Annotated in this window: 14 protein-coding genes; 7 read left to right on the forward strand and 7 right to left on the reverse strand. The window is 76.2% G+C overall.

What is annotated here, in order from left to right; translation table 11 throughout:
• Positions 1-11 precede the first annotated feature (11 nt).
• The 6 genes from ABDB74_RS07740 to ABDB74_RS07765 are packed head-to-tail and all read right to left on the reverse strand — an operon-like array spanning position 12 to position 5,427.
• Positions 12-671 (reverse strand): flavin reductase family protein, encoded by a 660-nt coding sequence (locus ABDB74_RS07740; RefSeq protein WP_346623040.1) that lies wholly within the window; start codon positions 669-671, stop codon positions 12-14.
• Complete coding sequence (locus ABDB74_RS07745) at positions 668-1,822, reverse strand: glycosyltransferase family A protein (protein ID WP_346623041.1); 1,155 nt, start codon at positions 1,820-1,822, stop codon at positions 668-670. Before ABDB74_RS07745 ends, ABDB74_RS07740 begins: the two co-directional genes overlap by 4 nt.
• Positions 1,819-2,637 carry a carotenoid biosynthesis protein gene (locus tag ABDB74_RS07750; protein WP_346623042.1) on the reverse strand — a complete coding sequence of 273 codons (819 nt, stop codon included), beginning with the start codon at positions 2,635-2,637 and terminating at the stop codon, positions 1,819-1,821. The genes ABDB74_RS07745 and ABDB74_RS07750 overlap by 4 nt, the downstream gene beginning before the upstream one ends.
• Positions 2,634-4,295: an NAD(P)/FAD-dependent oxidoreductase gene (locus tag ABDB74_RS07755; protein ID WP_346623044.1), complete on the reverse strand. Its 1,662-nt coding sequence runs from the start codon at positions 4,293-4,295 to the stop codon at positions 2,634-2,636. The genes ABDB74_RS07750 and ABDB74_RS07755 overlap by 4 nt, the downstream gene beginning before the upstream one ends.
• On the reverse strand, positions 4,292-4,885 hold the full coding sequence (locus ABDB74_RS07760; RefSeq protein ID WP_346623045.1) for a GNAT family N-acetyltransferase: 594 nt from the start codon (positions 4,883-4,885) through the stop codon (positions 4,292-4,294). Before ABDB74_RS07760 ends, ABDB74_RS07755 begins: the two co-directional genes overlap by 4 nt.
• On the reverse strand, positions 4,882-5,427 hold the full coding sequence (locus ABDB74_RS07765) for a YbaK/EbsC family protein (protein WP_346623047.1): 546 nt from the start codon (positions 5,425-5,427) through the stop codon (positions 4,882-4,884). Before ABDB74_RS07765 ends, ABDB74_RS07760 begins: the two co-directional genes overlap by 4 nt.
• 251 nt (positions 5,428-5,678) lie before the next feature.
• On the opposite strand from ABDB74_RS07765, the gene ABDB74_RS07770 reads away from it, so the two are divergent.
• The 3 genes from ABDB74_RS07770 (at position 5,679) to ABDB74_RS07780 (ending at position 10,370) form a co-directional block, all read left to right on the forward strand.
• The gene (locus ABDB74_RS07770) at positions 5,679-6,002 is read left to right on the forward strand and encodes a DUF6504 family protein (RefSeq protein WP_346623048.1); all 324 of its coding nucleotides are present in this window, start codon (positions 5,679-5,681) and stop codon (positions 6,000-6,002) included.
• Entirely contained in the window at positions 6,002-6,499 is a 498-nt protein-coding gene (locus ABDB74_RS07775; RefSeq protein ID WP_346623049.1) for an SAV_6107 family HEPN domain-containing protein, read from the forward strand. The genes ABDB74_RS07770 and ABDB74_RS07775 overlap by 1 nt, the downstream gene beginning before the upstream one ends.
• Positions 6,500-6,596: 97 nt before the next feature.
• A complete protein-coding gene (locus tag ABDB74_RS07780; RefSeq protein WP_346623050.1) occupies positions 6,597-10,370 on the forward strand; it encodes a DNA polymerase III subunit alpha in 3,774 nt (1,257 codons plus the stop codon).
• Between the two features lie 27 nt (positions 10,371-10,397).
• Here the strand turns inward: ABDB74_RS07780 and ABDB74_RS07785 are convergent, their stop codons facing one another.
• Entirely contained in the window at positions 10,398-10,583 is a 186-nt protein-coding gene (locus ABDB74_RS07785; protein WP_346623051.1) for a hypothetical protein, read from the reverse strand.
• A 113-nt stretch (positions 10,584-10,696) separates the two neighbouring features.
• Between ABDB74_RS07785 and ABDB74_RS07790 the strand changes: the two genes are divergently transcribed.
• From ABDB74_RS07790 to ABDB74_RS07805, 4 genes are all read left to right on the forward strand, one after another.
• Positions 10,697-11,302 carry a GDSL-type esterase/lipase family protein gene (locus ABDB74_RS07790; protein ID WP_346623052.1) on the forward strand — a complete coding sequence of 202 codons (606 nt, stop codon included), beginning with the start codon at positions 10,697-10,699 and terminating at the stop codon, positions 11,300-11,302.
• 112 nt (positions 11,303-11,414) lie between these two features.
• Positions 11,415-11,894, forward strand: coding sequence for a VOC family protein (locus ABDB74_RS07795; RefSeq protein WP_346623053.1), 480 nt, complete (start codon positions 11,415-11,417; stop codon positions 11,892-11,894).
• Positions 11,895-11,956: 62 nt separating this feature from the next.
• Complete coding sequence (locus ABDB74_RS07800) at positions 11,957-12,691, forward strand: methyltransferase domain-containing protein (protein ID WP_346623054.1); 735 nt, start codon at positions 11,957-11,959, stop codon at positions 12,689-12,691.
• On the forward strand, positions 12,688-13,878 hold the full coding sequence (locus ABDB74_RS07805; RefSeq protein ID WP_346623055.1) for a nucleotide pyrophosphatase/phosphodiesterase family protein: 1,191 nt from the start codon (positions 12,688-12,690) through the stop codon (positions 13,876-13,878). Before ABDB74_RS07800 ends, ABDB74_RS07805 begins: the two co-directional genes overlap by 4 nt.
• The last annotated feature ends 13 nt before the right edge of the window (positions 13,879-13,891 follow it).

The following is a 13,891-nucleotide window of genomic DNA, read 5'->3' on the forward strand; positions in this document are numbered from 1 at the left end:
CGTCGCCGGAGTCAGCCGCCGCGCAGGCGCTCCCCGATCGAGGGGTCCTCGGCCCAGCTGCGGTAGGGGATGCGGGCGATCTCGCGCACCTCGCCGACGGTCGCCCACTCGTTGCCACCGAGCCGCGCCAGCGGCCTGAGGTGCTCGATCCGGGGCCGCCCGTCCCGCACGGCCTCGGCCCACACGCTGATCCGCCGGACCGCGCCGAAGACGACGGTGCTGTCGCCCAGCCGGACGGTGGAGTGCAGCGTGCACTCGATCGAGACCGGGGACTCCGCCACGCGCATGGCCGCGACGGTGTCCGCCGGCTCCAGGCGCACCCCGCAGTGCTCGGCCTCGCTGGAGTCGGGCGGGAAGTCGGTGCCCGTGGCGTTGACCTGCTCGAAGAGGGCCTCCGGGGTCAGGTTGACGGTGAACTCGCCGGTGGCCTCCACGTTGCGCAGCGAGTCCTTCCGCCCCACCGAGGTGAACTGCACGATCGGCGGGGCGACGCAGGCGACCGTGTAGAAGGAGTGCGGCGCCAGGTTGTGCACGCCCGAGGCCGAGCGGGTGCACACCCAGGCGATCGGCCGCGGGACGACGACGGAGTTGAGGACCCGGTAGAACGCGCCGGTGTCCATCCCGGCGGGGTCGAAGGTGGTGCGCGGGCGCTGCTGCTCGGCGGAGGTCACCGGCTCATCGTCGCCGATGCGGCCGCAGCCCTCGCGTCGACGGGGCGACCGCGCCAGCGCAGGCTGCCCCGCCGATGCCCCCGCACCGACCGGATCATCAGGACGTCCAGGGCCAGCACCGACAGCGGGTGGGCGAACGCGTCGGGCCAGGCGCGCCCCCCACCGGCCAGGGCACTGGCCACCCGGCCGGCGACACCTGCGGCGTACCCGAGCAACCCCGCCCGTGAGCCGCACAGCGCCGCGACGGCGGGCACGACGTAGACGGCGGTGAGCGCCGCCGCCGCGGCCAGCCCGGCAGCCGGCCGGCCCCCGACCGAGGCCCACAGCGACTTGGCGTAGCCCTCCCGCAGCGCGGGCCAGCCCTCGTACATCCGGCAGGCGGCCAGCCGCGAGCCGTCCACCGGCACGCCGCGGCCGCCCGCCCGCTTGACCGCCCGGAGCAGCGCGATGTCCTCGAGCACCTCGCCGCGGACCGCCTCGTGACCGCCCGCGCGCAGGTACGCCCCCCGCCGCACGACCAGAAACTGCCCGTTGGCGGCGGCCAGCGACGGCCGGGGGGAGCGCTCGGCCAGCCGCAGGGGCAGCGTCGTCGTCCAGAGCCACGGCGCCAGCGGCTGCACCAGGCGCTCCGCCGCGCCGACCGCGAGCGGTCGCGGCCAGGGGGAGACGAGGTCGAGGCCGTGGGCGTCGAGCAGCGCCACGGCGGCGGCGATCGCATCCGGGAACAGCCGCACGTCGGCGTCGACGAACACCAGCACGTCGTCGTCGGTGCCGCCGTCCGGGGCCGGTGCCGCGGCGACGCCGACCACGCAGGCGTGCGGCTTGCCGAGCCACCCGGGCGGCGGCGGGGGAGCGGTCACGATCCGGACCCGCCGGTCGTGCACCGCGCGGACGACGTCGCCGGTGCCGTCGGTCGAGCCGTCGTCGACCACCACGACGGAGAGCCGGTCCAGCCCGCGCTGGTCCAGCAGCGCGGCGAGGCAGCCGGCCACCTGGTCGGCCTCGTCCCGCACCGGGAGGACGACGGTGACCTGGCGGGGCACCTGCGGCGGGTCCGGCGGGGGACGGCGGAGCAGCGCCGCGTTGACCGCGGCGTGCGCGGCCCCGAGCACGGCCACGCCGGCCAGCGCCGGCACCAGGCGGCCGGTCACCGCCGGCCCGCGCGCCGGTGCTGGAGGCCGAGGACGGCGAGGACGACAGCGCCGAGCCCTGCCCCCCAGGCCGCCGAACCGGGCAGGCCCAGCCAGCCGGCGTGGGCCAGGGCGCCGCCGAGGGTCATCCAGGCGAGGGCGAAGAGCGGGGCGGCCGGCCCCACCCGCGGAGGGCCGGGTGCCCGGGTGCGCTCCACCAGCAGGTCGAGCAGCGTCATGAGCACCGCGCCGGCGACCAGCCACCCGGCGAGATTGGTCAGCGGCACGGTGTCGATGCCGGGCAGGCCCGGGGACGGATCGGCCCACGTCCAGTAGCCGGCCTGCACCAGCTGCGGGTCGAGCACGACGTCCCAGGCGGCGAAGACCGCGGCCGCCCAGGCGATCCGCGCCGGCCGCCGGCGGGCCGCACGGACGGGCCGCGCCAGCACCTCGCCCAGCAGCCAGCTGGGCCAGGCCATCATCAGCCAGGCCAGCGGCACCAGGAACGGCACGCCCAGCAGGGTGGGGCCGAGGGTGTCGCTGTAGGTGTAGCTGCCGTACGGGTAGCCGGTGGCCAGGCCCAGCGACTCGAACGCGATCGCGGTGGCGGCGACCAGCGCCAGCACGCCGGCACCCGTCCGGAGCCCCCGGCTGAGGCTCGCGTGCACCACCGACAGCGCCGAACCGAGCAGCACGATGGTCCAGGAGACGACGTCCCGGCCGGCCCCCGAGCTCAGCGGGTAGGCGATGGCCGTGGCGACGAGCGCGCCGGCCAGCACCAGGGGGACGACGCGGCGCAGGGCCGGCGCCGGCGCCTGGGCGGTCGCGGCCGTCACGCCCGCCCCGTCCCGGGTCGCAGCCGCGCCAGGGCCCGGCGGGCACCCGCGCGGGCACGCGCCGGTGCACGGCGGTCGGCGAGGACGGCGCGGGCGGCCGTGCGGCCGGAGTTGCCCGAGACGCCGCCACCGGGGTGCGTGGAGGCGCCCGCGAGGTACAGGCCGGGCAGGCCCGGCACCCGGTAGCCCGACAGCCCCGGTGCCGGACGGAAGGCGAACATGCTGGCCAGGCCCATCTCCACGTGCATGACGTTGCCACGGGGCAGGGACAGTTCCCGCTCCAGGGCGAGCGGGGTCTGCACGTGCATCTCCCGCACCGAGGCGGCGAAGCCGGGGGCGTAGCGGTCGACGGCCTCGACGAGCCGCCGGGCCTCGGTGTCGGCCAGCGCGTCCCAGTCGCCGCCGTCGGCCAGCGCGTACGGGTACCACTGGCCCCAGACGGTGACCACGTGCTGCCCGGGCGGCGCCAGGGTGTCGTCGCTCGCGGAGAACGACATGGCCAGCGGCACCGGCTCGCGCGGAACCCGGCCGGCGCCCCAGTCGCCGTGCGCGGCGGCCAGCTGGGCACGGTCGGTGCACAGCAGCTGGAGGCCCTGGAGCGCGTCGGCCGCCGGGACGCCCGGGTACGACGGTGGGGCGTCGGTCAGGGCCCGCACGACCAGGCCGAACCCGTTGCCGATCGGTGGGGCGGCGTCGGCCAGCACCGGCGGAGCGGCGTCCCCGGCCAGGTCGCGGGTGACGCCGATGTGGCAGGCGGCCACGACCGCCGGTGCCCGGACGGCGCGGCCGGACCGGGTCTCCACCCCGGCGACCCGGCCGTCCTCGACGAGCAGCCGCGCGGCGCCGTCGCCGAGCACCACCCGGCCGCCGTCGGACTCCAGCCGCCGGCGCAGCGCCCGGGTCAGGCCGCCCGAGCCACCGACCGGGTGCCCCGGCGGGACGTCGTGCAGCAACGCCACCCAGCCGACCATCGCAGCGGTGCCGGGCTCGGACATCGGCGGGCCGGACTGGGCGCCGAACCACGCCAGCGCCGCCTTGAGCCGCTCGCTGGTGAACCACCGGTCCAGCAGCGCGTCGCCCGAGCCGAGGAAGTCGACGGCGAGCTCGCCGCCGGGGGTGCGCGGCCGACCGTCGGCGGGGGCGCCGAGCGGCCAGAAGGAGCGGACCAGACCACCGGCCGACGGCGCCCGGCCGAACGAGGCGACCACGGCGCGGCTGCGGGGTCCCCACACCTCGACGAACCGGCGGTAGGCGGCGGCGTCGGCCGGTCCGCAGGCCGCCTCGATCGACGCGCAGGTGGCGTCCAGGTCCACGGAGAACACCAGGGGACGGCCGGCGGGCCCGGGATCGCCCGGCGCGGGTGCCGGCGCGAAGCCCCAGGGGTCGCAGTCGATGTAGCGCAGCCCGTGGGCGGCGAGGTCGAGCTCCTCGACGATGCCGCTGTGCCGGATGATCACGTGCGCGCTCGAGCCGCGGTCGACCCGCACGCCGGGCCACCGCTCGACGGTGGACACCGCGCCGCCGAGGACGTCGTCGGACTCGACGACCTCCACGGTCAGGCCCTCCCGCGCCAGGTAGCAGGCGGCGACCAGGCCGTTGTGGCCCGAACCGATGACGACGACGTCGGCGGGCGGGGAGGGGGCAGGGGGTGCGGTCACGCTCGGTCGTTCGCCGCGGAGGGGCTGGGTGGATGCAGCGGGAGCCGGGCGCCGAGGATGGCGAAGGGCCGGGAGTCGCCGGGGAAGTGGTAGCCGCGGGCGAGGTCGACGAAGCCGTCGGCGCGGTACAGCCGGAAGGCCTTGGTGTCGGCGTCGGGCGTGGAGAGCAGGGCGACCGGGTGCGGCAGGCCCTCGACCAGCGCGTGCAGCAGCTGCCGGCCCAGGCCCCGGCTCTGGGCGTCGGGGTGGACGTGCAGCTCGCAGATCTCGAAGGCCCCGGGCAGCCACCTCCTGGCCGTCCGGCGGTCGAGTGCGGCCCGCACCTGGTCGTGCCACCACTGGCCGGGGGCGATGAGGTAGCCGTAGCCGAAGCCGACCAGCCGCTCACCCTCCGGCGTCTGCGCGAACGCGCCCACCGCGCGGAAGCCGGGCCGCTCGGTGTGCTGGACGGCGTAGCCGTACCGGCCGGCGACGACGCCGGAGTCGTAGCCCATCGCGAGCCCGTAGACGGTGAGCACCTCGTGCATGTGCTCCCGCATCCACGGCGGCGGCAGCTCGACGATGCGGGTGGCGGGGCGGGTGCCCGTCACGGGGACACCGCCTCGGGTGCGCCGGCGGGTGACGCGTTCCCGGCGGTGGTGGCCGTGCCCGGGCCCTCGCCCACCTCGGCAGCGGTGCCCGCGGTGAGGCGCAGCAGCTCGTCGTAGGTGGTGGGGAAGACCGCCGTCGGGTGGCCGGCCGCGGCCCACACCGCGTCGTGGCGGGCCAGCTCCACGTCGACCAGCGTGCCCAGCGGCTCGGGGTGGCCGACCGGGGCGACGCCGCCGATGGGCTGGCCGGTGTGCCGGCGGACGACGTCGGCGGGGGCGGGGGTCAGGGAACCGACCCCGAGCAGCGCCGCCACCTGGTGGACGTCGACGCGGTGCGCTCCGCTGGTGAGGATCAGCAGCGGAGCGTCGTCGGCGAGGAAGACCAGGCTGTTGACGATCGCGCCGACCGGCACGCCCAGCGCGGCGGCGGCCGCCGCCGCGGTGCGGACCTCCGCGGGCAGGACGCGGACCTCGCCGGTGGCACCGGCCTCGGCGAGGACGCGGGCGACGTCGGCCACCCGGGGGTGCGGGGGTCGGCTCATGCACTGATCCTGCCACCGCCCGAGGGGGTGGTGCCCGGCGTGTCCCGGGGCCGGGCCGACGGCGGTGCACGCGGACCCGCCGTGGTCGGGACACGGCGGTGGCGTCGCTTGACGAGGGGAGGCCGCTCGGGTCTACTGGACGTCGTTCGAACACACGTTCGAACGACGTCCGGCCTGCTCCACCCGGCCTCTTCCCCGCCGGTGGAGCGCCGTGCCGGCGTGCACGCGGGGTGAGGCGTGGGGAGTCTGTCATGAGCCGGGTGCTCGGTGAGGTCGTCGGTCGGACCGGCGAAGAGGTGCAGGTCGAGCGTGGCCCGCTGGGCCCGGTGCAGTTCTGGCGCGGGCAGTCCCGGTACGTCGTGGGCGAGCTGCTCGACTCCTGGATCGAGACGGTGCCGTGGTGGATCCGGGGTGCCGAGGCCGGGGGCGCCTCCGCCGACATGGTGGCTCCGCGGGAGGTCTGGCGGGTCGAGGCGGTCCGGGCGGGCCGCTCACGGATGAGCTTCGCCGGGGTCTACGACCTGTCGTGGGACGCGTCGGGCAACCGCTGGTGGCTCGTGCGGGTGCACGACTGATGGGCGCCGCACGAGCCGTGCCGGCCGACCAGCTGCCCCTGCCGCCCGCGCTGCCCGCCGCGGCGGCGGCGCTGCTGGACCAGGCCCACCGCGGGCTGGCCGAGGCCGCGGCGGCCACCGATCCGCGGGAGCGCTACGCCACCGCGCACCTCGGTGCGCTGCGTGCCGCCGCTGCCGTGCTGGCCGCGCGCACCCGCCCGGAGGCCGGTCGTCGCCGGCCGCGCAGTGCCTGGGTCCTGCTCGGACAGGTGGCGCCGGAGCTGGGGGAGTGGGCCACCTTCTTCGCCGCCGGGGCGGCCAAGCGGGCCGCAGCCGAGGCGGGCCTGTCCCGGGCGGTCACCGAACGGGAGGCCGACGACCTGGTCCGCGACGTCCGCGCCTTCCTCACCGTCGTCGAGACCACGCTCGGCAGCACCCCGCTGCCGGAGTCGTCCCGCTACCCGCGGCCGCACGTGGTCGGTGGAGCCCCGTCCTGGTCCGCCGGATCCCGGAAGTGAGCGAGCGTGCGAACTCACCGGTGGACAGAGCAGTCGCGGTCACGCGGCTGACGAGCTGGGGGCACCTCCCGCTTGCGGGGGACAGCAAGGAAGCCGCGTGAGTGACCCCTTCGTCCACCTGCACGTCGCCTCCGGCTACTCCATGCGGTACGGGGCCAACCACCCCGCCGATCTGGTGGCCCGCGCCGCCGAGCACGGCATGCCCGCGCTGGCCCTCACCGACCGTGACGGCATGTACGGCGCGGTGAAGTTCGCGCTGGCCTGCCGGTCGGCCGGGGTGCGACCGATCTTCGGGGTCGACCTGGCGGTGGCGCCCGCACTGGGCACCAGCGTGCCGCCGGCGCTCGCGCACGTGCTGGGCGAGGATCCCGCCGCGGCGCGGCGGCCGCGGGCGACGACGTCTGCCCGTCGGGCCCCGGCCCGCGGTGGGGCGAGCGTCGACCCGCGGCTGCCCCGGGTCACCTTCCTGGCCCGGGACGGCGCCGGCTGGCGGTCGCTGTGCCGGCTCACCAGCGCCACCCACCTGCGCGGGACCCGCGGCGAGCCGGTGAGCTCGCTGGCGATCGCCGCCGAGCACGCGACCGGGCTGACCCCGCTGCTCGGTCCCGACTCCCCGGTGGGGCGGGCGCTGCTGGCCGGCCGGGCCGATCTGGCCGCCGGGCAGCTGGACGTGTGGCGCGCCGTCTTCGGACCCGGCCTGGCGCTCGAGCTGGTGCACCACCGTGGCCGGGGTGACCGTTCCCGCGCCCAGGCGATGCTGCGGTTCGCCGCCGAGCAGCAGGTGCCGGTGGTGCTCAGCAACGCCGTCCGGTACGTCGACGCGCTGGACGCGCCGACCGCCGACGTCCTCGACGCCGCCCGGCGGCTGGTCCCGCTCGGTGCCCGGCACGTCGACCGCACCACGGCCGAGGGCTACCTGAAGTCCGGCAAGGAGATGGCCGAGGTCGCCGAGGACGTGGTCGGCCCCGACCGGGACGCCGCCCTGCGGTTGCTCGAGCGCACCGCCCGGCTGGCCGAGCAGTGCGCCGTCGATCCGGCGGGCGACCTGGGCATCGGCAGCGTCCGGTATCCCGAGCTCGACGTGGTCACCACACCGGCCGAACGGGGGATGGGCCCGGCGCAGGTGCTGCGGGCCCGCTGCGAGGCCGGGCTGGGCCGGCGCGGCATGGCGCCCACGGCACGGGTGCGGCAGCGGCTGGCCGAGGAGCTCGGGGTCATCGAGTCCCTCGGGTACCCGTCCTACTTCCTCACCGTGGCCGACGTGGTCGACCTCATCAAGAGCTTGAGGGTTCGGGCGGCGGCGCGCGGGTCGGGGGCCGGCAGTCTCGTCACCTACCTGCTCGGCATCTCCGACGTCGACCCGCTGCGCTACGGCCTGCTGATGGAGCGGTTCCTCTCGCCGCTGCGCCACCAGCTGCCCGACATCGACATCGACGTGGAGTCCGCCCGCCGGATGGAGGTCTACGACGCGGTGATCGACCGCTTCGGCGCCGACCGGGTCAGCTGCATCTCGATGATGGACACCTACCGGGTGCGGCACGCGATCCGCGACGTCGGCGCCGCGCTGGGGCTGCCGCAGGCGGAGGTCGACGCCGTCGCCAAGGCGTTCCCGCACATCCGGGCCAACCAGGTGCACGCCGCGCTGCGCGACCTGCCCGAGCTGCGGGCCAGCCGGCTCGGGTCGAGGCGCTCCGGCGGCAGTGGTGACCTCGACCTGCTGTTCGACCTCGTCGCCCGGCTCGACGGGCTGCCCCGCCACATCGCCCTGCACCCGTGCGGGGTGCTGTTGTCCGACGCCACGCTGCTGGACCGCACCCCGGTGGAGAGCAGCTATCTCGGCTATCCGATGAGCCAGTTCGACAAGGACGACGTCGAGGAGCTGGGGCTGCTCAAGCTCGATCTGCTCGGCATCCGGATGCAGTCGGCGATCGCGCACGCCCTCGACGAGATCGCGCGGGTCGACGAGGAGTCGGTCGACATCGACGCCGTCCCCCGGGACGACCCGACGACGTTCGAGCTGATCCGCAGCACCCGCACGCTCGGCATGTTCCAGATCGAGTCGCCGGGGCAGCGCGAGCTGGTCGGCAAGTTCGGGCCGCAGACCTTCGAGGACCTCATCGTCGACATCTCGTTGTTCCGGCCCGGGCCGGTGAAGAGCGACATGGTCACCCCGTTCCTCCTGGCCCGGAACGGCTGGCAGGAGGCGCAGTACCCGCATCCGGACCTGGAGTTCGCCCTCGCGGAGACCGCCGGGGTGGTGGTCTTCCACGAGCAGGTGCTCCAGGTGGTCGCCCGGATGGCCGGCTGCACGCTGGCCGAGGCCGACGAGGTGCGCCGTGCGCTGGGGGAGAAGGACGCCCATCCGGAGGTCCGTGCCTGGTTCGTGCCGCGCGCGCTGGCGGCCGGCTACCCGGTCGAGGTGGCCGAACGGGTGTGGGAGGTGCTGGCGGCCTTCGGGTCGTTCGGTTTCTGCAAGGCGCACGCGGCGGCGTTCGCGCTGCCCACCTACCAGTCGGCGTGGCTGAAGACCCACCACCCGGCGGCCTTCCTCGCCGGGGTGCTCACCCACGACCCGGGCATGTACCCGAAGCGGCTGATCCTCGACGACGCCCGCAACTTCGGCATCCGGGTGCTGGGCCTGGACGTCAACGCCTCCACCGGCAGCTACCGCGTCGAGCAGCTGACCAGCGAGGACCCCGACGACCCTGAGGATGACGTGGAGGGTGAGGGTTCCGGCGGCTGGCGGCGGCCGGAGTGGATGCCCGCGGCGATGCCCGATCCCTCGCGGTACGGCATCCGGTTGTCGCTGGCCGACGTGAAGGGCATCTCCGACGACGAGGTCACCCGGATCGTGGCGGGACAGCCCTTTCGGTCACTGACGGATTTCTGGTCGCGGGCGTCGGTGTCCCGGCCCGTGGTCGAGCGGCTGGTGCTGGCCGGCGGCTTCGACTCGCTCTACGGCTTCGGGATGCGGGACCGCGAAGCCGGCCGGCCGACCCGCCGGCGCCGGCAGGTGACCCGGCGGGACCTGCTGCTGCAGATCAGCGAGCTGGACCGGTGGAGCCGCAGCGGTGCGCGGGCCACGTCCGACGGGCAGCTGAGCCTGGACCTGATGGGGCTGGAGGAGGAGCCGGCGGGCGGGAACTCGGAGCGGGACGGGACGGCCGCCCTGAGCTGGGCGGAGAGCAGCGGGCTGCCCGAGTTCACCGACGCCGAGCTGGTGCGGGCCGAACTCGAGGTGCTCGGGCTGGACGCCAGCCGGCACGTGATCGACTTCTACCGGCCGTTCCTCGGCGCCCTGGGCGCGGTGCCGTCCGGCGAGCTGCTCGGCTGTCGCAGCGGCGCGGAGGTGCTGGTGGCCGGGGTGAAGGTGGCCACCCAGACCCCGCCGATCCGGTCCGGCCGCCGGGTGGTCTTCGTGACCCTCGACGACAGCAGCGGCTGCACCGACTCGACCTTCTTCGAGGACGCGCAGGGGCCCTACGCGGCGACGGTCTTCCACTCGTGGCTGCTGGTGATCCGCGGTGTCCTGCGGCGCACCGGCCCGCGCGGGGTGTCGCTGCGGGCCACCGGCGCCTGGGAGCTGCCGGCGTTGCACGAGGCCTGGGAGGCCGGTGGGCTGGCAGCGGTCGCCGAGCTCATGGCGGCACCGGGGGAGTACACCGAGCAGGCGATCGCCGGCGCCGCCGCGTCCCGGAACTCGCGGCCGGTGATGGTGCGGCCGGTGCTGGTGCACCCGACCGGTTTCCGGATGTCGCCCTACGCCGACATCCGGCCCGCCGGCGACGAGACGAAGGGGGCGGCCCGGCGGGCCGCGTCGGCGCCGCCGCGGAAGCTCTGGCACTCCAGCCCCGGCAGCTCCGGTCACTGAGTTCCACGCGGCTGCGCGCCGAGGAACTCAGCCCTCGGTGTCGGTGGCGCCGTCGATCTCCTGCTCGATGTCGTCGACGCCCTCTTCGACGTTCTGCTCGACGCCGTCGTCCACGACGTCGTCACCGCAGGCGGTCGTCGTGAGGGAGGCGGCGGCGATGGCGAACGCGGCCGCGGTCGTGCGGAGCGGGCGGGGGCGGGTGGAGCTGGCCATGGGAACTCCTCGGTCGTCGACGGCGCTGACCGAGGAGTTCTGCCCGCGGCCCCTGAACCGGTAAACGATCGCCGGGTGGCCACGGCGGGCAGCGGGTGCCGGAGGATGCGGTGGTGATCACCGACCTGCGCGTCTGCTTCATCGGCGACTCGTTCGTCGCCGGTGTGGGCGACGCCGAGCACCGGGGCTGGGTGGCTCGGCTGTGCGCCCGCAGCACCGGGGCCGGGCTCCCGCTCACCGCCTACAACCTCGGCGTCCGGCGGGAGACGAGCGTCGACGTGCTCGCCCGGTGGGAGGCCGAGTGCCGGCCCCGGCTCTCCGTGGGCGACGACCGCCGGATCGTCGTCGGGGTCGGCGTCAACGACACGGCGCTCGAGGGCGGCACACCCCGCGTGCCGGCCGAGCGGTCCGTCACCGCGCTGGCGGCCCTCCTGGACGGTGCCGTGGCGGCCGGGTGGCCGGTGCTGGTCGTCGGCCCGCCGCCGATCGCCGATGACGGGCAGAACGCCCGTATCGCGGCGCTCGACGTCCGCTTCGCCGAGATCTGCTCGGCCCGGGACGTGCCCTACGTCTCCGTCACCGGGCCGCTGGGCGCCAGCGACCCGTGGCGGCGCCAGGTGGCCGAGGGCGACGGTGCCCACCCCGGTGCGGCCGGTTACCAGGAACTGGCCGACCTCGTGTGGCCGGAGTGGGAGGCCTGGCTCCGGACGCGTCCGTGAGCTGGGGCCGTGAGCTGCGGGGCCGTGCCGGCCGACCGATGAGTCCGGCGGCCGGAGGAGGTCTACCCACCGACCCCGGCACCCGGCCGGGGCCCGCGAAGGAGGACCAGCGATGCCCCAGCAGATCCCGTGCCTGTGGTTCGACGGCTGCGCCGAGGACGCCGCAGCGCACTACACCTCGATCTTCCCGAACTCCTCCATCGGCGACGTCACCCGCTACGGCCCCGGCATGCCCATGCCGGAGGGGACCGCGATGACCGTCAGCTTCACCCTCGACGGGCAGGAGTACGTCGCGCTCAACGGCGGGCCGCAGTTCCCGCACAGCGAGGCCATCTCCTTCCAGATCATGTGCGCCGACCAGGACGAGGCCGACCACTACTGGACCCGGCTCACCGACGGCGGCGAGGAGAGCATGTGCGGCTGGCTCAAGGACCGCTTCGGCGTCTCCTGGCAGGTGGTCCCCACCGAGCTGATGTCCCTGCTGAACGACCCCGACCCCGGCCGGGCCCGGCGCGCCACCGACGCCATGATGCAGATGCGCCGCATCGATCTCGACGTCATCCGGCAGGCCGCCGACAGCGTTCCCGCCTGAGCGGCCGGCGTCCCGGACGTCGCGGCCGGTGTGGCCGGCGCACCGCCGCTAGGCTCCGGTGGGTGCCCACCGTTCCCGCCTCGCCGACCGCGGAGCAGCTGCCCGTCCGGACCGCCGCCGTGTGGGCGGCGCTGGATCCGCTGGTCAGCGCCGGTGACCCGTTGCGCGTGCTCGACGTCGGCGGCGGCAGCGGCGTGTTCGCCGTGCCCCTGGCCCGGCTCGGTCACGACGTCACCGTCGTCGACCCCAGCGCCGACGCCCTGGCCACGCTCCACCGCCGCGCGCAGACCGCCGGCGTGGGGGGGCGGGTCCGTGGGGTCCAGGGTGACGGCGACCTGCTGCACGAAGTGCTGGCCGACGACGGCGACTACGACCTCGCGCTGTGCCACTCCGTGCTCGAGGTCGTCGACGACCCGGCGGCGACGCTGCGCGAGATCGCCGGCGCACTGCGGATCGGCGGTCAGGTCAGCCTCGCCGTCGCCAACCGGGCCGGCGCGGTGCTCGCCCGCGCCGTCGCCGGGCACCCGGCCGAGGCGCTCGCCCTGCTCGGCGACCAGGGGCCGATCCCGGGACGCCCGGCCCGCCGCCGGTTCTCGCCGGAGGACCTCGTCGCCCTGATCGACGGCGCCGGCCTGACCTCCGGCGTCTGGCGCGGCGTGTCGGTCGTCGCCGACCTGCTGGAGGCCGCCTCCGGCGCCGACCCGGCCGACGTCCGGCACCTGGAGCTGGCGCTCGCCGGGATCTCGCCCTACCGCGAGGTCGCCGCCGGGCTGCACCTGCTGGCCAGCCGCCCGTGACCGCCCCGGCCGACGGCGACGGGCTCCCGCCCGACCTCCACCGGCCGGCGTACGGCGTCGCCACCCTCGCCGACGTCCTGCCCGGTGTCGCGGCGGCTCTCGGCACCCCGGTGCCGCGCGGGGACCTGCCGGCCGACCCGCTCGGCCTCACCGAGGCCCTGCGCGGCGCCCGCCGCGTCGCGGTCCTGCTGGTCGACGGGCTCGGCGCCGACCTGCTCCGCGCCCATGCGGCCCTCGCCCCCACGCTCGCCGCGCTGAGCAGCCCCGCCGGTGACCTGCAGGCGCCCTGCCCCAGCACCACGCCGGTCAGCCTCGCCACCATCGGCACCGGCCTGCCCCCGGGCAGCCACGGCGTCCTCGGGTTCGTCACCGAGGTGCCGGGGGAGGGGCGCACCCTCAACCACACCCAGTGGGCCGACGACCCCGATCCCGCCGACTGGCAGTCCCAGCCGACCGTCTTCCAGCGGGCCGCCGCCGACGGCGTCGCCGTCACGGCCGTCGGCCCGTGGGCCTACGCCGGGTCGGGGCTGACCGAGGCGGCCTACCGAGGTGCCGACTACACCGGCGCCGTGGGCCCGGGCGACCTGACCGCGCTCGTGCGGGCGGCGCTCGACGCCGGTCCGCGCGCGCTGGTCTACGGGTACATGGCCGAGCTCGACCTGACCGGCCACGTCCGCGGGGTCGACTCGCCGAGCTGGCGCGCCCAGCTGGCCCTGGTCGACCGCGTCGTCGAGCAGCTCGTCGACGGCCTGCCCGACGACGCCGCGCTGCTGGTCACCGCCGACCACGGGATGCTCGACGTCCCCGCGTACACCCGTCTCGAGCTGGACGACGAGCCGGATCTGGCCGACGGCGTCCGGCTGCTCGCCGGCGAACCGCGCGCCCGCTACGTGCACGCGGAGCCCGGCGCCGAGGCCGACGTCCTGGCGCGCTGGCGCGGTGTCCTCGGCGACCGGGCGTGGGTGGCCGGCCGGGACGAGGCGATCGCCAGCGGCATCTTCGGGCCGGTGCAGGACGCCCTGGCCGCCCGGATCGGCGACGTCGTGGCGCTGGCCCGGGGCAGCTGGGCGATGGTGAGCTCCCGCCTGGAGCCCAGCCCGAGCCGGCTGGCGGCGTACCACGGGTCGCTCACCTCGACCGAGCTGGCGATCCCGTTGCTGGCCGCCCGCGGGCGTGCCCTCTCCTGAGCCCGGCCGTCAG

The organism is Blastococcus sp. HT6-4 (assembly GCF_039679125.1).
GTDB classification, from domain to species: domain Bacteria; phylum Actinomycetota; class Actinomycetes; order Mycobacteriales; family Geodermatophilaceae; genus Blastococcus; species Blastococcus montanus.

What these genes read in the sequence shown, in the direction of transcription:
- ABDB74_RS07765 (WP_346623047.1), bottom strand. Translation starts at nt 5,427, where the DNA reads ATGAGCCGACCCCCGCACCCCCGGGTGGCCGACGTCGCCCGCGTCCTC.
- ABDB74_RS07770 (WP_346623048.1), top strand. Translation starts at nt 5,679, where the DNA reads ATGAGCCGGGTGCTCGGTGAGGTCGTCGGTCGGACCGGCGAAGAGGTG.
- ABDB74_RS07775 (WP_346623049.1), top strand. Translation starts at nt 6,002, where the DNA reads ATGGGCGCCGCACGAGCCGTGCCGGCCGACCAGCTGCCCCTGCCGCCC.
- ABDB74_RS07785 (WP_346623051.1), bottom strand. Translation starts at nt 10,583, where the DNA reads ATGGCCAGCTCCACCCGCCCCCGCCCGCTCCGCACGACCGCGGCCGCG.
- ABDB74_RS07795 (WP_346623053.1), top strand. Translation starts at nt 11,415, where the DNA reads ATGCCCCAGCAGATCCCGTGCCTGTGGTTCGACGGCTGCGCCGAGGAC.